The sequence below is a fragment of the Pedobacter terrae genome (assembly GCF_900100705.1).
GTDB lineage: Bacteria > Bacteroidota > Bacteroidia > Sphingobacteriales > Sphingobacteriaceae > Pedobacter > Pedobacter terrae.
Genome location: NZ_FNCH01000031.1, coordinates 17,477 through 38,253 on the forward strand (window position 1 = coordinate 17,477; position 20,777 = coordinate 38,253).

The 20,777-nt window shown below is 39.4% G+C and carries 14 protein-coding genes; 7 read left to right on the plus strand and 7 right to left on the minus strand.

The features are described 5' to 3' along the window. The first annotated feature begins 100 nt into the window (after positions 1 to 100). Positions 101 to 2,554 carry an outer membrane beta-barrel family protein gene (locus tag BLR60_RS23265; protein WP_090504521.1) on the plus strand — a complete coding sequence of 818 codons (2,454 nt, stop codon included), beginning with the start codon at positions 101 to 103 and terminating at the stop codon, positions 2,552 to 2,554. Between the two features lie 137 nt (positions 2,555 to 2,691). Beyond that, positions 2,692 to 3,054, plus strand: a complete 363-nt coding sequence (locus BLR60_RS23270; RefSeq protein ID WP_090504524.1) for a hypothetical protein — start codon at positions 2,692 to 2,694, stop codon at positions 3,052 to 3,054. Between the two features lie 684 nt (positions 3,055 to 3,738). On the opposite strand, the gene BLR60_RS23275 is transcribed toward BLR60_RS23270, so the two are convergent. Further along, positions 3,739 to 3,930: a hypothetical protein gene (locus BLR60_RS23275; RefSeq protein ID WP_090504526.1), complete on the minus strand. Its 192-nt coding sequence runs from the start codon at positions 3,928 to 3,930 to the stop codon at positions 3,739 to 3,741. Positions 3,931 to 4,744: 814 nt separating this feature from the next. Next, on the minus strand, positions 4,745 to 5,479 hold the full coding sequence (locus tag BLR60_RS23280) for a DUF6261 family protein (protein WP_090504529.1): 735 nt from the start codon (positions 5,477 to 5,479) through the stop codon (positions 4,745 to 4,747). 1,464 nt (positions 5,480 to 6,943) lie between these two features. On the opposite strand from BLR60_RS23280, the gene BLR60_RS23290 reads away from it, so the two are divergent. Next, positions 6,944 to 7,285 (plus strand): hypothetical protein, encoded by a 342-nt coding sequence (locus BLR60_RS23290; RefSeq protein WP_090504535.1) that lies wholly within the window; start codon positions 6,944 to 6,946, stop codon positions 7,283 to 7,285. 258 nt (positions 7,286 to 7,543) lie between these two features. Here the strand turns inward: BLR60_RS23290 and BLR60_RS23295 are convergent, their stop codons facing one another. The 5 genes from BLR60_RS23295 to BLR60_RS23310 form a co-directional block, all read right to left on the minus strand. After that, a complete protein-coding gene (locus BLR60_RS23295) occupies positions 7,544 to 8,020 on the minus strand; it encodes an SMI1/KNR4 family protein (RefSeq protein ID WP_090504538.1) in 477 nt (158 codons plus the stop codon). A gap of 124 nt (positions 8,021 to 8,144) precedes the next feature. After that, the gene (locus tag BLR60_RS23300; protein WP_090504541.1) at positions 8,145 to 8,462 is read right to left on the minus strand and encodes a hypothetical protein; all 318 of its coding nucleotides are present in this window, start codon (positions 8,460 to 8,462) and stop codon (positions 8,145 to 8,147) included. Between the two features lie 125 nt (positions 8,463 to 8,587). After that, complete coding sequence (locus tag BLR60_RS23305) at positions 8,588 to 8,860, minus strand: hypothetical protein (RefSeq protein ID WP_090504544.1); 273 nt, start codon at positions 8,858 to 8,860, stop codon at positions 8,588 to 8,590. 167 nt (positions 8,861 to 9,027) lie between these two features. Continuing rightward, positions 9,028 to 9,186 carry a DUF2310 family Zn-ribbon-containing protein gene (locus BLR60_RS25505; RefSeq protein ID WP_394333587.1) on the minus strand — a complete coding sequence of 53 codons (159 nt, stop codon included), beginning with the start codon at positions 9,184 to 9,186 and terminating at the stop codon, positions 9,028 to 9,030. Beyond that, positions 9,173 to 9,799, minus strand: a complete 627-nt coding sequence (locus tag BLR60_RS23310; protein WP_244155734.1) for a DUF2310 family Zn-ribbon-containing protein — start codon at positions 9,797 to 9,799, stop codon at positions 9,173 to 9,175. The genes BLR60_RS25505 and BLR60_RS23310 overlap by 14 nt, the downstream gene beginning before the upstream one ends. 269 nt (positions 9,800 to 10,068) lie before the next feature. Here BLR60_RS23310 and BLR60_RS23315 point away from each other — a divergent pair, with 269 nt between their 5' ends. The 4 genes from BLR60_RS23315 (at position 10,069) to BLR60_RS23335 (ending at position 20,766) form a co-directional block, all read left to right on the plus strand. After that, complete coding sequence (locus BLR60_RS23315) at positions 10,069 to 12,150, plus strand: FUSC family protein (protein WP_090504548.1); 2,082 nt, start codon at positions 10,069 to 10,071, stop codon at positions 12,148 to 12,150. A 933-nt stretch (positions 12,151 to 13,083) separates the two neighbouring features. Then, positions 13,084 to 13,743 (plus strand): GDSL-type esterase/lipase family protein, encoded by a 660-nt coding sequence (locus tag BLR60_RS23325; RefSeq protein WP_090504554.1) that lies wholly within the window; start codon positions 13,084 to 13,086, stop codon positions 13,741 to 13,743. Positions 13,744 to 14,442: 699 nt separating this feature from the next. Next, positions 14,443 to 17,361, plus strand: a complete 2,919-nt coding sequence (locus BLR60_RS23330) for a ligand-binding sensor domain-containing protein (protein ID WP_090504559.1) — start codon at positions 14,443 to 14,445, stop codon at positions 17,359 to 17,361. A 261-nt stretch (positions 17,362 to 17,622) separates the two neighbouring features. Further along, entirely contained in the window at positions 17,623 to 20,766 is a 3,144-nt protein-coding gene (locus BLR60_RS23335; protein WP_090504594.1) for a SusC/RagA family TonB-linked outer membrane protein, read from the plus strand. Positions 20,767 to 20,777: the final 11 nt, after the last annotated feature.

Consider the following 20,777-nt stretch of genomic DNA (forward strand, 5'->3'; position numbering starts at 1 on the left):
AGATCTCTCCCCGCCTGTACGGGCAGGCATTCCACTGCGTTCCAGTCGAGATGACGATTAGCGAGGCCGGGATGACAATCACACCTAAAAAGAAGAAACCATGAAAACATTATTTACGCTAATTGCATGCTTAATGGCATGTGGGGCTTCTTTTGCCCAAAAATTAAATAAACTTACCGGCAAAATTGTGGATGAAAAAACTGCTCCCGTGCCGTTTGCCATTGTTCGGGTGCTGAATTATCCGGATACGAGCTTTGTAAAAAGTGTATCGACCAATATAGATGGTGAGTTTAGCATCGATCAGTTAAAAAATGGCGAATATGTGCTGTCGGTTTCTATAGTGGGTTTTAAAAGTAAAAAGACAGAACGTTTTACCATCAACGGAGATCTAAATCTACCAGCCATCAGCATAGAAAGCTTAACCAAACAGTTAAAAGAAGTGAGCGTTCAGGGAAAAAAACCATTTATTGAACACCAGATTGACAAAACGGTACTGAATGTAGAGAATAGTATTACATCCACAGGTAGTACGGCACTCGAAATTTTAGAGAAAGCGCCTGGTGTGCAAATCGACAGGCAAAATGAACAGGTTTTATTGAATAATAAATCAGGGGTGACGGTGATGATTGATGGAAAAAACAATTTTTTATCAGCTGCTGATTTAACTACCTACTTAAATAACTTAAGCAGCAGTCAGATCGCTACCATTGAAATTATTACCAATCCATCAGCCAAATATGATGCTGCAGGTAATTCAGGGATCATCAACATCAGGCTAAAAAAGAATAAGGCATTTGGTACCAATGGTAATGTCTCATCAACCTATCGTAATGCGATAAGGGCTAATCTGCCTACCAATATTTATGGATCGGAGTTGAACTTCAACTTAAATCACCGCGTAGAAAAGTGGAACTTTTTTACCAACGCAAATGCCTCTAAAAACAATAACTTCTCCAGTTTATTTTTAGATCGAAGTACCAATGCCAATGGTTTGCAGAGTGTATTTAATCAAAATTTTCAAAAAGTATATACCGGATCTCGCCTGGCTGCAAAATTGGGTGCTGATTATTTTGTGAATGAAAAAACAACGATCGGAGTGATGTTTGATGGCAGTAGCAGTACGCGTAAACTCGATAATTTCTCTCAAACCTTTATCAATGAAACGCAGGCCGGTACAATGAACAAAAATTCATTGATCCAATATTCTAATGCCAATACACCAAACAAAAATTATAGCGCAAATTTTAATATCAAACACGATTTTAAAAAGGAGGGGGCGAGTTTAAATTTCGATGCCGATTTCTCTGGTTTTGATTATTCGGGCCTGGAAAACTTTAATACTAATTTTTATAATGATAAAGGTGTAGTATATAACAATACTATCATTAAAAATGATAGTAAAACAGCGATTGATATTTATGCAGCAAAAACCGACTTTACCTGGCCATTATCAAAAACGACCAAGCTGGAAACTGGCCTGAAAAGCGCTTATGTCAAAACCAATAACGATTTTCTTTCCTCAGCGCTGATCAACAATGAATGGCAGAATATTGTAGGACAGAGCAATAACTTTATCTATAAGGAAAATGTAAATGCAGCTTATGCCAATGTAGCTAAAGATTGGGGTAAATGGCAGCTTCAGGCTGGTTTACGGGCAGAGTATACACAATCTACCGGTACATCGGTAACCAATAATACTCAGGTGAAGCAGCATTATTTATCATTGTTTCCAACGGTTTTTGTCAGTCAGAAAATTTCGGAGAGCAGTAATTTACGTTATGCATACGGCAGGCGGATCGATCGCCCTAATTACCAGCAGTTAAATCCTTTTAATTTTTACATGGATCCTTATACCATTCAGCAGGGTAATCCATATTTAAAGCCACAGTTTACCAATAATTTTGAAGTAAGCTATAATTATAAAAGTGGATTATCATTTTCTTTGAGTTATTCGAAAACAAAAGATCTTATTTTAGATAGTAAAACGGCACAGAATGACAGCACCAGGATTGTTACCGTTGGACAAGGCAATATTGGGAGCGGAGCATATTATACCGCTAGCTTATATTTTCCGGTAAATATTACCAAATGGTGGAGCTTGCAGAACAACTTTAGCTTATTTTACAATAAATTTAAGGATGATAACCTGGAAGGGGCTCCATTTGTGTTGAGTAAAGTAATGTATAACTTTAACATTAACAGTTCTATAACCTTGCCTCATAACTGGACTTTAGAAACCAATTTCTGGTTGAATTCTCCGCGAGTGCGTGGTATAGAGCGGACCACTATTTACCAGTACGCTTTAAATATGGGCGTGCAAAAAAGCTTCCTAAACAAAGCTTTAAAATTTAGATTGAATGTTGATGATATCTTCCAGACCAACTATTGGAAAGGAACGCTGGATTATCAAAATGTAAACTTAAGGATTCAGAACAATTACATCAGTAGAAGGGCTACCTTCAGTGTAAGTTATAATTTCGGTAACCAGAATTTAAAATCGAACCAAAACCGTAAAACAGCTGCGGATGATGTTAAGAATAGAGCGGGTGGGTAGTTTTAAGTTGGGAGTTTGGCGTTTGGCGTTTGGAGTCCAAAGTCTTGAGTCCTCAGTCCAGAGTCAATTTTCGCTTCAATTAACCAATTTAAACAATTAACCAGTTAACCATCTTTAAACCAGTTAACCATTTCAATATGAAAAATATCTTTTACAGTATCGCGATTTTAGTTGTCGGCTTAAGTTTTGGTTGCCACAATGGAGAAGGACATTTATCAGTAAGCACGATAGACAACCAGTCTGACTTTAAATTTGAAGCAAAGTATGCCGAAAGTAAAACGGATAAACTGGAAAAATACCTGGACAGTGCTTTAAATAATGAACTTCCACTGGATCAGCATATCGATCTTTTAGTGAATTTAAATGGCAGCGATAAGTTTAACCTTAAAGCCAAAAAGGGCTGGCTCGAAATCAGCTTCGATAAAAGGAATAGTACAGCTGCAGGTTATAAGAAAGTGAAAAAACTGACTGAAGGGATTAAGAGCAAGTTGATGGAATAATTGTAAGTTAAGCGCATGGCGTAGCGCGTTTGGCCATTATCCTTTTCAATATGATCATCGGTTTCCCGACTTTCACCTTTAACCAAAGAGATCGTACAGAAAAAAAGCGCAAAGGACGGAAAGGTATATGGTCTTCGACTCTGCTACTATTGACACTATCTACAAGTTTGGTCGTCATCCTCGCGCATGCGGGAATCTTAAAGCGCTTGCATTACGATTCCCATCCGAGCCATCGGATCAAGTTGGGAATGACGATCTCTCAAGGGATATTAACCAATATAATTTATCTGTTAATCCTATTAATTTATTCTCAGACTGGCAATTTATGGAGAAAAATCTGCGAATATCTTTATTAAACCACAGAGAACACAAAGAGAAACACAGCGTACACAAAGCTAGGCGATTGTCGTTTAGCAACATGATCTTCGAACTCCGGTCTTCGGACTTTTATATTTATCTGTTTGATCTGTAGAAATTAAATACTGTCATTCTGAACGCATTGAAGAGTCTTTATTAAACCACAGAGAACACAAAGAGAAACACAGCGTACACAAAGCTAGGCGATTGTCGCTTAGCAACATGATCTTCGGACTTCCGGTCTCCTGACTTCCGGACTTTCAGTTGTTGAATCATAAAAAACGCCCATACTTTTCGGCATGAGCGCTAGTTGCTTGTTTATTGTCTTTAATGTTTTACATCAGCAGGGGCATTGGTGGTCGAATCTGCTACAGAATCGGTACTTGTACTATCAACTACTTTATTGGTATCAGTGTATTTATACATACTATCAGCATTTTCCTGATCGGCCTTTTTACCACTACATGCTGAAAATGCTAAACCAAATGCGGCTACTAAAATTATTATTTTCGTTTTCATATCAAATGTTATTGGTGTATTTATATAATCCGTTTTAAAAGGCAATTGTTTTGATAATGATTAAATTAGTAGGGAGTTGGATGACAGAGACAGAAGCTTAGGCGCAATTTTTTAACCGCAAAGGTCGCGAAGAAAAGAAGCACAGAGGACACAAAGTTATAGTCAGAGTCGTAAAGACCGAGGACTGAGGTTTGGTGCCGTCATTGCGAACTGAGGCCGAGGGCTGTTGTAGTGGCGTAAAGCAATCTTTTTAGCAGAATATTCTAGGTATCAAAAGTTGGTCTTCATCTCGACTGTAGCGCAGCGGAATGGAGAGATCTTTCGACTATGTTAAAAGATCTCTCCCCGCCTGTACGGGCAGGCACTGCGGTCGAAATGACGATGCTTTGAGACCTATTCTAGCGCGAGTCTTAACGGGCGGGATTGTTGGGATGGGTTGACTTGTGCTTTTTGAAATTTTGATAGATAATTTTACCTTAAATTATTTATAAAGCACAAGTCTGCCACTTGTAAGGCCATAGCACAGTATCTCCCGTTCTACTTAAAACCGGCCTAATAAATTTTTCGGGCTGCACTGACCTGGCCATTCTACTGCCTTTCAAAGAAAAATTTTCAGCCGGCATTTTTTGTTACTTTTTGATGCCAAAAAGTAAGAGCCCTTCGGCGGCGGTGAGCCGAGGCAAGATTTGTGCGAAGGAAAAAACGTCCGCTCATATCAATTCAAACAATAAATTATCCCTCAATATCACCGATAACACATGAAAAATGCACACAGATAGCTGATTATCCGTGTGCATTTTAAAGTTGAAAACACTTAGCTTACCACCGGTGGTTCTACTCCTGTTGTAGTGGCACGGCGGTTTTGCAGCAGGGCATAGTTGCCAATATGCTGGTTAATCAGGTTTACGGTACTGGCCCAGGGTTCTGCACCATCATTAATATCGAAGTTAGAGTTAATCCGTGTACGCAGTTTATAATATAAATTATTGGTAGTATTGCGTAACTCGCGTAGCTTTTCGGTAGGTGCAGCAGCTAGTTCTTCATTCCGTTTAATATAGGCCTGGTTAAAATCGTTATTGGCTGATTCTAATTCGTTTAGCCAGTTGCCCAGGTTTAAAGCCTTTACCGCCTCTTGCAGTTCGGGTTTGTTTTTCCAATCGTTAACAATGTTGCGCAATATGGTGGTTTCGCTCTGGTAATTCTCTCTGGCTATGCTGCTGCCAAATAGCGCCAAATGGGCACTTAGTGTTTTGCCATGCTGGTTTATTACCGGATCTGCACTGTAAACTAAACTTTGTACCTGCAGGCTAATACCGTTTATGGCATCATCGCGCCGTTTATCTAAAGCCTCTATCTCGGCCGTTACCAAACTGGCCTGACTAATTTTGAACAGCTTCTCCACATTGTCGGTTGCGGTGCGCAATGCATCATACTGCGCACTAACATTAAGCGCTTTCGGATCATTTTTCAATACAATGTTTAAGGTATCGGTTAAAAACTGAATATACTCGCTGTTTCTGAGCGGTTGTAATACGATGGAGTTAATCATAAGGTCTAATTTAATAGTTGATGTTATTTCGTGTTTTTTACTTTGATTTACTGCTGCGCCCTGCAGGAGGGTTTCAAAGTAACTTTAATTGGCCACTGCACATTGCAGGAAGGTTTCAAAACAACTTTAATTGTTTGCTGCACACTGCAGGAGCATTTCAAAGAAACTTTAATCGGTCGCTGCACACTGCAGCAAAGTTTCAAAGTAATTTGCCTCTTTTAAATAAAAGAGATGGTTTTTTAAATGTTTTGTGCTGCGGTAGCAGCTTGTTGCAGAACGCGGAGGTTCCCTAATCATTCCCGTTATTTTCATAACCTGTTAATTTAATGGGCATAAAACCCGTTAATAAAATGTTGGGATGATTTTTTTATAACCGTGGAGGTAGAAAAACTGCCGCCCGGTTTAAAGGGATATGACTAAGATAACGAAAAGGTTAGTTACTGGCAAGGAGATTTTGAGAAAGTTTTAGTCTAGAGTCGGTAGTCCGGAGTCGGAGAACCGAGGTTTGGTGCTTTACCGCGATCGTTTAATATACAGTCGCTGCCTGTTCATTGAAGTTTGGTTATTGATAATTAAATGCTCTGCTTCGTCATTGCGGATTTTTTAACCACAAAGGTCACAGAGAAAAGGCGCAAAGGACACAAAGTTATAGTCAGAAGTCGGAAAGACCGAGGACTGAGGTTTGGTGTCGTCATTGCGAACTGAAGTGAAGGGCTGTTGTAGTGGCGTGAAGCAATCTTTTAGTAGATATTTATGTATAAAAAATTGGTCGTCATCTCCTGTAGCGCAGCGGAATGCCCGCCTGTGCGGACAGGCCTGCCTGGACAAGTGGGGAGAGATCTTTGGACTATGTTAAAAGATTTCTCGACTTCGCTGCGCTCCGCTCGAAATGACGGATGATCGAATGGAGAAATTTCCACAGCAAATCTCTAGGCGTATCGTCATTTCGACCGTAGCGGAGAAATCTTTGAACTGGGTTTTACATGCAACTTTAAAAGATTTAGCTTCGCTGAGCCTTCGGGTTCTGGGCTTCGCTGTGCTCCGCTCGAAATGACGGATAATCGGATGGAGAAATTTCCAGGCATATCATTGCGAACTTAAGGGCAGGGCAGTTGTGGTGGCAGGGAAGTCTGCTTTTATAACATGTGCAAAAATTAATTAGCCACGGAAACACAGAAATCACGGAGGAAACTAAAGTTTTTCCGTGTTCTTCGTGCATCCGTGACAAAAATAATGCTTGGGCAGGCGCAGAAAGAAGAAGTAGTATATTGAAGATGATCGTCACCCTGACCTGTAGCGCAGCGGAAAGCTACGCAGTAAATTTATTTCAGGGTCTATCCGGTAATTAATATATCTGTATACAAATTTAATTCTTCTTTTAGTTTGTTTTTTAGCAGCTTAATTATAAATTTTTGCTATATTTATGTCGCGAACACAGTTAGGCATTTATTTAATTTTTTTAAAATGCACCTAACAAAAAATCAAATTACTTTAGCTAAACTGGAGTTTAGTTATCGCACACTCAAAAGGCCTTTTAATGTAAACCTGGTCCAAAATTCAATTCAATTTTTAAAACAGCTCCGCGGCAAACCATCATCTGGTAAAGAATGCGATTGGTATGTGCTGTTTGTAAATCGAAACCACGAGGTTTTTTGCTGGCACAAGCTAAAGCAACAGGCCAAACCAATTAACTGCATACAGCAACTGGCGGGCTTGGCTGTTGCCTGTAATGCTTATGGTGTACTGGTGGTAAACTATTGCGATGTGAAAGCATTAAGGTTAACCCCCTCGACGAACTTTTTGTAAGCACCTGTTTTAATACCTGCGCAAAGCTAAACATCGAAATTATCGATTATGTAATCTGTAATGCGCAAACGCATTATAGTTTTAGGGATGGGTATAGGGATTAAAAAATTACTGGGCTGTTGAAAGGCAGCCCAGTGCATATATGTTAGTTTTAATAGTTATTAGTAGGCCGCTTCGTCATTGCGAACCGAAGGGTGAGGGTTATTGTGGTGGCGTGAAGCAATCTTCTAAAGCGCTAATTTGCCGAAAAATTATTGGTTAACCAAGGTTCTTATTTAACCTGTCCCAAAAGCTATTATTATTATTATTATTATTCAATTTGCTAAAGAGCCCACCTGTAAGGTAAATTTCCAGAAATTCGAATATCGAATTGCTTTGGACGGTCATTTCTTTAGTTTCATGATCATTATTAAGAATTTCATAACTTCCTCCTTCATTTAGCTGGATTAACCATTGATCACTGTAAATCATATATTCAGCAAAATGAAGCATATTGCTTTTCAACTCATTTAGGTAATCAATTACCTCTGATATCTGAACTATCCTAAACATAAAATCTTCTGTTTCTATTCCATCGCAAAAGGTGTAGAATTCGATAAGATCAGACGGTAGCGGGCAACTAAGTTTTGATTGTAAATCTGTAATATCTTGTTCGCTGCATGGCTTATTAAAGATAATACCCAGTTTTTTAATGATACCTTTTTTGTTTTCAAAAAGTTGTTTGAATTTGTTCATGGGGATAGCGTCAAATTTCACACGCGGCAACGCGTGCGCTAGCGGGGTTAATTTGATTAAGAAAGAGATTAATTTTTTGGCTTCAATATAGCAAATTACCCTTGCAGAGAATCAGAGAGTTGTTTTAGCATTTCTGAAGGGCTATAGATAACCCAATAATTCCAACTACAATAGGAATCCAAGCCTTATGTTTGTCCAGTAAGACGAAAAATTCAATGACATTATGTTTTAAATAACCGCGTTTGGCAATTTTCATTCCTAATGATTTGATGTTATATGAGCTATAATCATTATATCCTCCACCTATCCAAAAATAATTTACAATGTCCTTATTTATTAGTGAGTCTAAAGTTTTCTTCAAATTATCATCACTGAAATTATTAAATGATTTTGCCAGATTTTTAGGCTCAATACAATCAACAGTACTAAATACTTTGATCATTTTCCATTCTGAGAGGTTAATAAACATTTTAATTGTGTGTAGGTGCTATTACTTTTGTTTTTGGAATTAAGGAAGTTAACTTACTATTCTGCTCTAAACCAAAAGGCTAGTTTTTAGAAATTGAATTAGTCTTTTTGATAAATATCTGCAAATGCTTGTAAGCATTCGTTCCTAATTTCTACAGGTAATTCATCTTTAATCTTAAAAGATAAATTATTACCAGATTGATAGGTTATCCAATAATTATGTAATCTATCTGGCTTCTTTCCAGAGATAATATCTTCTCTATTAGAAAACCAATTTTCATATTTTAGTTCTATAGCATTTAATTTAGCTTCAAACAATGTTTCTTTATCTAGTCCTTCCTGAGAGAAGAGCGCTTTCTTTAGATCATTCATATTCAAATATAACAAATCACAGCTATTATTTGGAGGATATCGAGAAAAGGCGGAAGTTTAGATTAAATAACAAAGGGGAATATTACTGCCCTTACTAGCGCAAATCTTAGTGGGTAGGGCGGGGCGGTGATGACTTGTGCTTTTCATAATTTAGATAGATAAACTCATTAACTGTTCATTGATACCGTTGATATTATTTTACACGCATCACATTTAAAGTCATACTGGTTGTTAAGTTGTGTTTTTAAATCCCATTTCTGATTACAACCCGGACAAGGCCTTGTCAGCTCAGCTCCTTTATGCTTCTTGTAGTTATGTAAAATAATAAAAAGTGGGAATAGAGGTCAGCTCTGCTATTTTCTTGCAAATTTCGAGTCCCTGTTTGGATAGTTCAGAATCAATTGCTTGCATTTGGTTTAAAGCCCAACGTTCTCCAACTTCACAATTCATTTGCAAACTGTCGCACGAAATATAATTTGTTTCCCAACTTAAAATAGGCATATAGCCATGATCGTAATAAATTGGTAATCTATAGAGTGGAACTGATTTAAAGCAAGTCCCACAAGTTAACGGAGATTTGATTGTAATATAATTTGTAATCAGAATATAGAAATCAGGCTTTTTACATTTGCAAGGAGATTTATAACTATCATACGACTTTCCGATAGTTTTATATTTCAGCTTAGCATTACAGATATCCTCAATTTTTTTTGTTTGTCTATTTACATAGAAGTTATTAAATTTCTTATGGAGAGAATTTTTCTCAAGCGTGAAGGGTAAACAAACTATTTTGTCGTTTTTAATATACTGAGATTCTATTCTTCCTTGTGTCTGTCCATTTCCACGATAAAAAGACATCAGTACATTAAACTCATCAATAAGTTCATCTTTATCCAATTTTTTTGTCTTTATATCAATTGATATTTCTTGAATATACATGGTATCTTTTATAATTACGGGGAATGTTCTAATTTAAGTATAATAAAAAGAACGTATCGGTTGGCTCAAAATCATTCTGCTTTAGATATTATTTTAAACACATTCAGTCTTTTGCGCCGTCCTCAAGTACTAATACTTGCGCTACGATAGTTCCCTAAAACCCAAAGAACAAATCGGTATCTGGTTTTCTATCACCATTTACTATGCATGCATTATAAATCTGTTATCTTTGCAGCATTTACCAATTATCAGCATTCGTTAACATATACATGGGCAAAAACAGCATTGGCTCTACCATTTCGTATTTCTTTTTGGGAGAGTACTTTTCTGATGCCCTGCGCACCACCATTACCGTGGTGTTACCCATTATTTTATTCTTTTACCTGGGCAATGCCGAGGCAGCAAAAGGAATAGGGGTTGGTGCTTTATTAATCAGCCTGACCGATTTGCCCGATAACCGATTGAATAAACTGAAAACGGCCTTATCCAGTATCATCGTATTTTTCCTGGCCACATGGGTGGTTTCATCCGTATTGTACAGTCCATACCTTACCACGGCAGTGGTGGTTATGGCGGCTTTTGGCTGTTCCATGTTTGCGGTATATGGGCAAAAACTCTCGTTGATTGGCACCATGGCCCTGATTGTATGCACCTTTGTAATGGGGCTCCATCCGGCCAGGCCGCTGTACTTTAGTAGTTATATTTTGGTGGGTGGTGTATGGTATTATGTCATCAGCCTGATCCAGATTTTGATACGGCCTTACCGTTCGCTGCACCACGCTATTTTCGAATGCCTGATGAGCAGTGCCTCATTTTTAAATGCAAAGGCTAAAAATTATGATGTGGATGTGCCGCTCGATCCGCAACAGAAAGAAGCCATTAAACTGCACATTAAGGTAAACCAGAAACACGAGCTGATCCGCAACCTGTTGCTTACCGATAAATACGCCATGAATCCCGACAACCCCAAAGGCCGGTTGTTGCTGGAACGGGCCAGGTTACTGATTGATTTATATGAGCAGTTGAATGCCGTACATTACGATTATGCTTTGGTACGAAAAACTTTGGATACTGGCACGAGTTTAAAACTGATTGCCGGTTTGATTAGATTACTGGCTAAAGAACTGGAGCAGTTGGGCAGGCACGTGCGTTCGGCAAAGGCATATAAAGGAGAGGTAGCCACCAACATCGAATATCAGCAGCAACGCATCATGTTATTGCAGGAGATGGAACGTTTAAACGAAAGCCAGCGTAAAATTGTGCTGAAGGTGGTTTCGAACATGAACGATATTGTGCGGATTATCGAGATGATCAGGGGGAATGAGCGCACCACCGAAAAACACCTGCAGGAACTGAGCGGAAAGATTTCTTACCCACTGTTTATTACCGGCGATCGTTTTTCCATTCAGGAACACCTGACACTAAAATCACCCATATTCAGGTTTTCGCTGCGGCTGGCTATCTGTTTCGTGTTTGGTTTCCTGCTCATCTGGCAGTTGGAGCCGAGCAAATACAGCTATTGGCTTTTCTTAACACTGGTTATAGTCGCGCGACCAAAATTTTCGATTACCTGGAAAAGGAATTTACAGCGTTTAAAAGGCAGTATGGGCGGGGTGGCTATCGGACTGATCATTATCTATTTTGTGAAAAGTCCGGCGGTGCTGCTTTCTTTTTCAGTGGTTTTCTTACTTGGTTTTTATGCCTTTAACCGCTTAAATTATACGGTAAGTGTACTGTGTATTACACCTGCGGTTATTTTAACACTGGGCAGTTATCAGGGGCATTTCGATCACCTGGTGCACGATCGGATTATCTTCACCGTACTGGGCTGTGTAATTGCCATTTTTGCCACCTATTTGTTCCCAATTTGGGATAGCCAGCAGCTAAGGGCAAAAATTACAGATGCAGTTAAAGCCAGTATCCGTTACCTCGAGGTGGCCATTCAAAACCACGCCGAACGGGATGAGAATCAATCGCGTATGGCACGAAAAAATGCCAATTTAAGTTTGTCTGGCTTAAGCGAAGCGATTGATTCCGCCAACCAGGAACCGATGCGGAAACACATCGATTTTAATGGACTTTATGATGTACAGGCTATTATTTACCAGATTAATGCCATCATCACTTCTATATACCTTTCGGGTCATCATCAATCGGGGCAGGCCAATGCGTTGCTGGTTAAACAAATTGTAAGTAACCTGAGTAATGGAACTGAATTAAAAAGCGATGCAGTACCGAGTGTTGATGTTATGGATTTAAATCATGACGATCATTCTACCAGTCAGAAGTTGGTACACATTGCTGCTTTATCGTTCGAATTTAAGCGGTTTAGTGCTGGTTTTTTGGGGTGAGCTTGATTGCTTGTCAGTCTGAGCGGAGTCGAAGACCTCGTTAATAGCTCAATTTAGTTGTTTTTTTGGAAATGAAAGGGCAGTATATCTTGGCGGATTGTAGTCCTGCTTTCCATTCCAAGTCCTCGCTGCGCTGTGGGCTTTCCATTCCAATCAGGTTTATTCACGAAGTTCAGCGCTGGTTCTGGGGGTTACAGTTAATTGTTTATGAATGTATTGCGACATTATGTATTTCCATCTAGCCAGGCCTTGGCACTGTATCTCCGTTCTACTTAAATCCGGCCTAACAAATTTTTCGGACTCCATTGGCCAAGCCCTACCACTGACTTTGAAAGAAAAATTTTCAGCCGGCATTTTTTGTTACTTTTTGATGCCAAAAAGTAAGAGCCCTTCGGCGGCGGCGAGCCGAGGCAAGACTGAACCGTAGGACAAAGGAAAATTGAAATGACGATGCTTGGGAGTCGTTTGTACTGGTCGTCATCATCTCGATTGTAGCGCAGCGGAATGCCCGCCTGTGCGGACAGGCCTGCCCGTACAGGCGGGGAGAGATCTTTGAACCTGGTTATTGAAATCTGGTTTAAAAGATTTCTCGACTGCACTGCGTTTCGCTCGAAATGACGATGCTTGGGAGTCGTTTGTACTGGTCGTCATCATCTCGACTGTAGCGCAGCGGAATGCCCGCCTGTGAGGACAGGCCTGCCCGTACAGGCGGGGAGAGATCTTTGAACCTGGTTATTAAAATCTACTTTAAAAGATTTCTCGACTGCGCTGCGTTTCTCTCGAAATGACGATGCTTCAGGACAGATTTAGCCACCATCTCTGTATTCTCTGCCTCCTTAGCAATCAAATCGTAAACCAGCGGTAATAAATTTGTTTGATTTACCCGCCGCCAATTGTATATTACTATATTGTGCCCGTTTTAAACATGCTTATATGAAAAAATCATCCTTTGTTCTGCTTATCCTCTCTCTTTTAACCATAACCACTTTTGCCCAAAAGAAACCCAACTTTTGGGATGATGTACAGGTAATTAAAAAGTACGATCAGATGTATAAACCACCCGTAAACCCGGTGCTGTTTGTGGGGAGCTCATCTATCCGTAAATGGGACGATTGTACACAGATTTTTGCCAAATACAATGCCTTAAACAGGGGGATTGGCGGTGCCGTTATTAACGATATTACTTATTATTTAAATGATGTTGTTTTTCCTTACCATCCCAAACAAATTGTACTTTATGTAGGTGAGAACGACCTGCCTAATGATACGGTAACACCTGACACCGTACTGAACCGTACCCTTAAACTATATAAAGCCATTAGGGCCAAACTTCCAACTGTCCCTATTGTGTATATTTCTATTAAACCGAGCCCAAGCAGGGATAAATTTAAGGAGAAAGCAGTAGCATCTAACGCATTAATTAAAAAGTTTCTTGCCGGAGAAGCGAATACAACCTTTGTTAATGTTTATTCTTTAATGTTAACAAAAGATGGAAAATTAAGACCCGAACTTTTTGTGGAAGATATGTTGCATATGAATGCTAAAGGTTATGCCATCTGGAAAAAAGCGGTTGAACCGCATTTGTTGAAGTAGATTTTAGAGTCGGAAGTCCGAAGACTAAAGTTGAATACCAAACATAAATTCCGTCATTTCGACCGGAGTGCAATGATGGCTCACTAATCAAATTATATTTTGATACGTCGTCATTCCCAATTTAATTGGGAATCTTAATGCTATTGCAAAGCGCTTTAAGATTCCCGCCTGCGCGAGAATGACGAAAAACAAAATTAAATTTTGGGCTTAAATACTAGATTTTACTTTTGAGAAAGCCTCATTTCTTCGCGCGTTAGAAGCGAGCGCAAGCTTGGTAACTAGGGTTTTACCATGTAAGATATATAAGGACGCGTCAGCTTACATGACCTGAAATTTCTTATATGTTTAGAAATTTCACGAGGTTGTTCAGTACAAATAAACCACGGTCTCCAATAAACTAGCCCCGATAGAACGAAAAGCCCGGAGCGCAGCGAGGACTTGCAGAGAAAGCGGGACCGAACCTAACCTACTAACCACAGGTAGTGCGCTTCAAAATAATAGGAAGACTAAAGCGGAAAGACCAAAGCAAAAAGTTAGATGTTTAAAGATGTCTTTATAAATGGTGCGCATTAAACGATACAATCGTTAAACTATTTATGCACGCGTTAGAAACGCGCGCAAGCCAGTGAAATTGTAAGCGCGGTTAACCAGAATTAAAATTATATATTTATTATTGCGTTTTAACTCCTCCCTAACCAAATGAAGAGACTTTTACTGGCTATCTTATTTCTCTTAATTACTTATTCTACCCATGCACAGGTTTTATTGGGAATTCCGCAGGTGGTAAACTACAATAATGAGCAGTATAATGGCGGCATTCAGAACTGGGATGTAGAGCAGGATAAAAATGGTATCCTGTATTTTGGTAACAATGAAGGGCTGCTTACTTTTAACGGCCGCTATTGGAACCTGTTCAAATTACCCAACTTCACTTCGGTACGTTCGGTGGGGATCGATTCCAAAAACCGCATTTATGTAGGCGGGCAAGATGAGTTTGGTTATTTCTATCCGAATGCGCAGGGTGTTTTAAAATATACCTCGTTGTTAAACCTATTGCCCGAAAATATGCGGAAACTGGCCGATATCTGGGGCGTCTCAGTCGTTCGTGATGAGGTGTTTTTTAGGTCGATACATGCTATTTTGCATTATAAAGATGGCGTAATTAAGAGTTATAAAACCAATACCAACTGGATGTTTATGGGGACTGCAAAAGGCAAAATCTTTTCGCAGTCGTCTGATTCGGGCCTGATGGTTTACGATCATGGCATGTGGAAACCATTTTGCAAGGACAGTATCTTAAATCGATCAGGCATTACCGCTGTATTGCCTTACAATGGCGATACTTTATTGGTTTCCATGTTAAAAAAAGGATTGTTTTTGCTTATTAACCACCAACTAAAACCTTTAAGTAGCCGTTTAAACCAGGTTTTTTTAAACGAACGGATTTATTTCGCCATGCAGATCAGTGCAGATTTATACGGGGTGGCCACCACTTCTGGTGGGGTGTATATTATGAATAAAAAGGGCAATTTAGTGCAGAAATATAACTATCAGGAGGGCTTACAGAACAACAATGTACGGGGTATACTGCTGGATAAGGATAAAAACATGTGGCTGGCCCTCGATGATGGGATTGCCTATGTGGCCATTAATAGTGCAGTAAAAAGTATTTCTCCCGATCGGAATAAACAGATTACCAGTTACGCTTTCCGTAAATACGGACAATCAATTTATATGGGTACCTCTAACGGTTTGTACCAGGCCAAAATTAATTCGGCAATGCCCGATTTAAGCTATTCTCCAGCTAATTTTGAAGAAGTAAAGAACAGTAAAGGGCAGGTATGGGGATTGGATGAAATTAATAACCAGCTGCTAATGGCACATGAAGACGGAACCCTGCTGGTGAAAGATAATACCGCCACCCCACTGTATAGCTCAATTGGTACCTGGATGTACCAAACCATAGATAATGTTTATCCGAGCAAAGAGGTAATAGCAGGTACTTATGCCGGACTACAGGAACTCACTTACGATGGAAACCGTTTTAAAAATGGTGGTAAAATTGCCGGTATTAACGAAACGCTGCGTTTTATAGTTGCCGATGATAATAATCCCGACCAGATTTGGGCTTCGCATCCTTATCATGGCGTATATAAAATAGAACTCCAGCCCGATCATAAAAGTATTCTCCGCACTACCTTATTTTCTGATCGGGATGGTTTACCAACAAAGCTTTATAATTACGTGTTTCATATTAAAAACAGGGTAGTTATTGCCACTACAAGCGGAATTTTTGAATACCATGTTGCAAGCAAAAAGTTTGTCCGCTTTAAATTGTTCGGCTCAGCCCTTAACGGAATTCCTATTCAATACCTAAAAGAAGATAATGATGGTAATATCTGGTTTGTCACCAACAAAAAAGTGGGCGTTATCGATTTCCATAGGCCAAACGGGAAAACTCCCTTCAGTATTTTATACCTGCCCGAGCTGAATGGCAAAGTGGTTGGTGGTTTCGAATCGATATATGCACCCGATAATCAGAATATATTTATCGGAGCCAACAAAGGCGCTTATCATATCAATTACAAAAAATACATTCAGAATATCACCCGGCCTAACGTAGTATTGGGCACCGTAAAATTAATGGGCAATAAAGATAGTGTGGTTTTTGGCGGCTATTTTGTACATAAGGGAAATATTCTACCTAAACAGGAGCTGAGTGAAATACCCGAGTATGTAAACAGCCTGAATTCGATCCATTTCGAATATGCCTCTACACTTTTTGAGCATGATAAGAACATTAAATTCAGTTATCAGCTTACAGGCTTTGATAGCGAATGGTCTGCATGGGGTACTAAAAGCGAAAAAGATTATACCAACTTACCCGCCGGAAAATATACGTTTAATGTAAAGGCAAGTACGGGTATCAATAACGAATCGGAGGTGGTCAGTTATACTTTTGTGGTACTGCCGGCCTGGTACAATACCATTTGGATGCGGATTTTTTATCTCATCTTAATTGTGATGGTCTTGAGGTTAATGATCAGGTGGCAAAAAAGGAAACACATTAAAGAACAGGAACGCATGAGTTACCTGCACCAGCTGGAGCTTGATCGAAATGAAAAAGAAATTGTGCGGCTGCAGAACGAAAAGCTCGAAGCTTATGTAAATTATAAAAACAAAGAACTTTCTACCATGACCATGCACCTGGTGCAACGTGGTAAGGTGCTGGCCAAAATAAAGGAAGTGATATCTGCTGTAATTAAAAACCACGACCTTAACGAAAGTTCGCCAAGTTTCAGGCACCTGATCAGGCTGATTAAGGATGTAGAGAAAAAAGACCAGGAACTGGATCACATGAGTGTACACTTTAACCATGTAAATACCGAATTTTTTACCCGGCTAAAAGACCTTTATCCAGACCTTAGCCAGAATGATTTGAAGTTCTGTGCTTACCTTTCTATGAACCTTTCTTCAAAAGAAATGGCGCAACTTATGAATGTGACGATTAAAGCGATTGAAGTAGGCCGTTATCGCCTTCGGAAAAAACTTCAGCTAAAGCCGGAAACCAATTTGTACGAATTCCTGATTGAAATAGCACGACAAAAAATGCTTTAAACGCATGTTTTTGTTACAAAAGCATTTATTTTTAGTTTAAATGTTTAAATGGCTGTAATATAGGTTTTTATATTGCTTCTGTAGGGCTTATGTAGGCCTGCTTTCTCCTTTATTTAGCCCTTTTTAGGGCCGCTGTATGGTTGGTGTAGTAGTCATAAATTCTGCTATTGCCCAACCCGTGTATAGATTTGATTCATGAAACAGCAACCAGTAAGACTGTATCATGAGCTAACCAAATTCATTAACTTAAAAGTAATTTCTATGAGAAGAAGATTTACATTCGTATTCTTCGTTTACTGTATCTTGGCATTCCCGCTGGCCTTATTGGCACAAGACATTCCCGTTACAGGAAAAGTAACAGAACAAAATGGTAGTCCGTTGCCGGGTGTAACCGTTCGGCTGGAAGGCACAACCAAAGCTGCATCTACTGATGCCAATGGTGTTTTCAGTATTCAGGCGCCTGTTGGTGGAAAACTAAACATCAGTTTAATCGGTATGACTACACAAACGGTAACCGTTCCGGCTGGTGGCCGTATTAATGTATCGCTATCTGCCAACTCCAAAGATTTAACAGAGGTAGTGGTTGTGGGTTACGGTACACAGAAAAAAGCACTCGTAACCGGGTCTATCTCTAGCGTTAAGGCAAAAGATCTGGAATCGATGCCAATTAACAGAGTAGAACAAGCCTTACAAGGAAGAACATCTGGTTTAACAATTGCCAGTGGTAACGGACAACCTGGATCTGCTTCAACAGTAAGGGTAAGGGGTTTTACGTCTTTTGCATCTTCAGGTAATAACGATCCGCTTTGGGTAGTGGATGGTGTAATTGTAGATAATGGCGGTATTGGTTATCTAAACCAATCAGATATAGAATCTATTGAGGTTTTAAAAGATGCAGCTTCGCAAGCCATTTATGGTGCCAGAGCGGCAAACGGTGTAATTATCGTGTCTACCAAAAAAGGTAGAGAAGGAAGATTATCTATTAATTACAATGGATTTTATGGTACACAGGCACCGGCTAAAAAGTTGAAACTGTTAAATGCCACTGAATATGCTACCATCAGGAATGAAGCGTATGCTAATAGCTACAATGCTGCAACCGATGGCACCTTTACGCCTCCGTATGCAAATCCATCTGCTTATGGAGAAGGTACTGACTGGCAATCTGTTGTTTTTAATGATGATGCCCGCAGACAGACCCATGAGTTTAGCGTTTCAGGCGGAACCAACAAATCTACCTTTTATACTTCCTTTGGATATATCGATCAGGATGGTATTGTATCTACACCTATTTCTAGTTTTAACCGTGCTAACATCCGTCTTAACTCTACATTTAAACCTGCCAAATGGATTACCTTCGGCGAGAATTTAGGTTATAGCCATTCGGTTAATAAGTCGTTAGGTAATACCAATAGCGAATTTGGTGGTCCGCTAAGTTCGGCCATTCATTTAGATCCCATAACTCCGGTTATTCAAACAGATCCAAACATCATTAATAAATCTCCTTATACCATTGCCAATATTATAAGAGACCCTGCAACAGGATTTCCTTATGGTATATCTGGCCCTGTTGGTCAGGAAATGAGTAATCCTTTAGCCTATAATCAAACCAGATTAGGTAATTATGGCTGGGATCATAACATTGTTGGTAATGCTTTCTTAGAGATTGAACCTATCGAAAATTTAAAATTCAGGTCATCGCTGGGCACTAAACTTGCTTTTTATGGTTCAGAATCTTATACCCCGCTATACTGGTTAAGTCCAGCTAATACGAATTCGAAGACGAACTTCTATCGCGAGATGAACATGACCCTGAATTACAACTGGGAGAATACCATTAGCTATTCTAAAAGTTTTGGTAAACACCATGCGTACGCTATTTTCGGTCAGGGTTATTATATGGACAACAATAACCGTGGTTTAAACGTAAGGTTTAATAACATCATTGCTCAGGATTTTTATCAGGCGAATTTAAACTATAAGCCGGCAACTGCCGATATTCAGGGTGATGGTAGTGATGCTACCTTGCACGTTGTTAACTCTTTATTTACCCGTGTAACTTATGATTACGATGAAAAATATCTATTTACGGGTATTATCCGTCGTGATGGTTCTTCACGTTTCGGTACCAACAACCGCTTTGGTTATTTCCCTTCAGCATCAGTAGGCTGGGTGCCTTCAAAAGAAGCTTTCTGGAAAGAAAATAAGATGGTTAACTTCTTAAAATTACGTGGTAGTTATGGTATTACCGGAAATGACGCCATTGGCGATTTCAGTTACATATCATTAGTAAATAGCGGACGTAACTATACTTTTGGTACTACCGATGTAAGTACTATTGGATGGAGTCCGGCTGCTTTATCAAATCCTAATCTGAAATGGGAAGAAACCCACCAGACAGATATCGGTTTAGATGCCACCTTATTTAATGATTTTAGCCTGAGCGCTTCTTACTTCAAAAAGAAAACCATTGGCGTATTGCAAACCCCATCAATTCCACTTTATTTGGGAGCAGCAGGTGGTGCGGCAGAAAATGTTGGCGATATGCAGAATACTGGTATAGAATTCGAATTGGGTTATCGGAAAAAAATCGGAGAACTTAATTTAGGGATTAATGCCAATATCTCTACCTTGAAAAATAAGGTAACCAAGTTATTGCCTGGAAGAGAATTTATTGAAGATAACGCACAAAGCTTCCAGGGGATGGGCAACTTTACCCGCACCGGACTCGGGCGTGCATTTAATGAATTTTATGGGTATGAAGCGCTTGGCCTTTTCCAATCACAAGCAGAGGTTAACGCTTACAGAGGTCCGGGTGGTACCATATTGCAACCAAATGCAAAACCAGGCGATGTTAAATTTGCTAACCTGGATGGAAATGAAACCATAAATGGTAGCGATCGTACTTATTTAGGTAGTCCACTTCCAAAATATACCTACGGTATTACCATTAACCTGGCTTATAAAAACTTTGATTTTGTTGCCTTCGGAAATGGTGTTGGTGGAAACATGATTTTCCAGGGATTAAGACGTTTAGATGTAACTTACGGAAACTGGCAACAATCAATTCTGGACAGGTGGACACCAACCAATACTTCAACCGATATTCCTCGCGTTGCAGACAAAGATCTGAATGGAAACTATACTAAATTCTCTAAAAATTATTTAGAAAAAGGTGATTACTTCCGTTTAAAAACCCTTCAGGTAGGTTATAATCTTCCGAACGATGTGATTAAAAAAATTGGCGCACAAAAAGTTAGGGTATATCTAATGAGTGAAAACCTGTGGACCATTACAAAATATACAGGTTACGACCCTGAAATCGGTGGAACTGTATTGGGCGTAGATCGTGGCGTTTATCCGCAGGCACGTTCGTTTATGGTAGGTTTAAATGTTGGATTCTAAAAAAAATTAAA

Bases quoted from the DNA above. Each gene is read 5' to 3' on its own strand.
- BLR60_RS23315 (WP_090504548.1), top strand. From the start codon at position 10,069: ATGGGCAAAAACAGCATTGGCTCTACCATTTCGTATTTCTTTTTGGGA.
- BLR60_RS23325 (WP_090504554.1), top strand. From the start codon at position 13,084: ATGAAAAAATCATCCTTTGTTCTGCTTATCCTCTCTCTTTTAACCATA.
- BLR60_RS23295 (WP_090504538.1), bottom strand. From the start codon at position 8,020: ATGAACAAATTCAAACAACTTTTTGAAAACAAAAAAGGTATCATTAAA.
- BLR60_RS23265 (WP_090504521.1), top strand. From the start codon at position 101: ATGAAAACATTATTTACGCTAATTGCATGCTTAATGGCATGTGGGGCT.
- BLR60_RS23275 (WP_090504526.1), bottom strand. From the start codon at position 3,930: ATGAAAACGAAAATAATAATTTTAGTAGCCGCATTTGGTTTAGCATTT.
- BLR60_RS23270 (WP_090504524.1), top strand. From the start codon at position 2,692: ATGAAAAATATCTTTTACAGTATCGCGATTTTAGTTGTCGGCTTAAGT.
- BLR60_RS23330 (WP_090504559.1), top strand. From the start codon at position 14,443: ATGAAGAGACTTTTACTGGCTATCTTATTTCTCTTAATTACTTATTCT.
- BLR60_RS23300 (WP_090504541.1), bottom strand. From the start codon at position 8,462: ATGATCAAAGTATTTAGTACTGTTGATTGTATTGAGCCTAAAAATCTG.
- BLR60_RS23280 (WP_090504529.1), bottom strand. From the start codon at position 5,479: ATGATTAACTCCATCGTATTACAACCGCTCAGAAACAGCGAGTATATT.
- BLR60_RS23335 (WP_090504594.1), top strand. From the start codon at position 17,623: ATGAGAAGAAGATTTACATTCGTATTCTTCGTTTACTGTATCTTGGCA.
- BLR60_RS23305 (WP_090504544.1), bottom strand. From the start codon at position 8,860: ATGAATGATCTAAAGAAAGCGCTCTTCTCTCAGGAAGGACTAGATAAA.
- BLR60_RS23310 (WP_244155734.1), bottom strand. From the start codon at position 9,799: ATGTATATTCAAGAAATATCAATTGATATAAAGACAAAAAAATTGGAT.
- BLR60_RS23290 (WP_090504535.1), top strand. From the start codon at position 6,944: ATGCACCTAACAAAAAATCAAATTACTTTAGCTAAACTGGAGTTTAGT.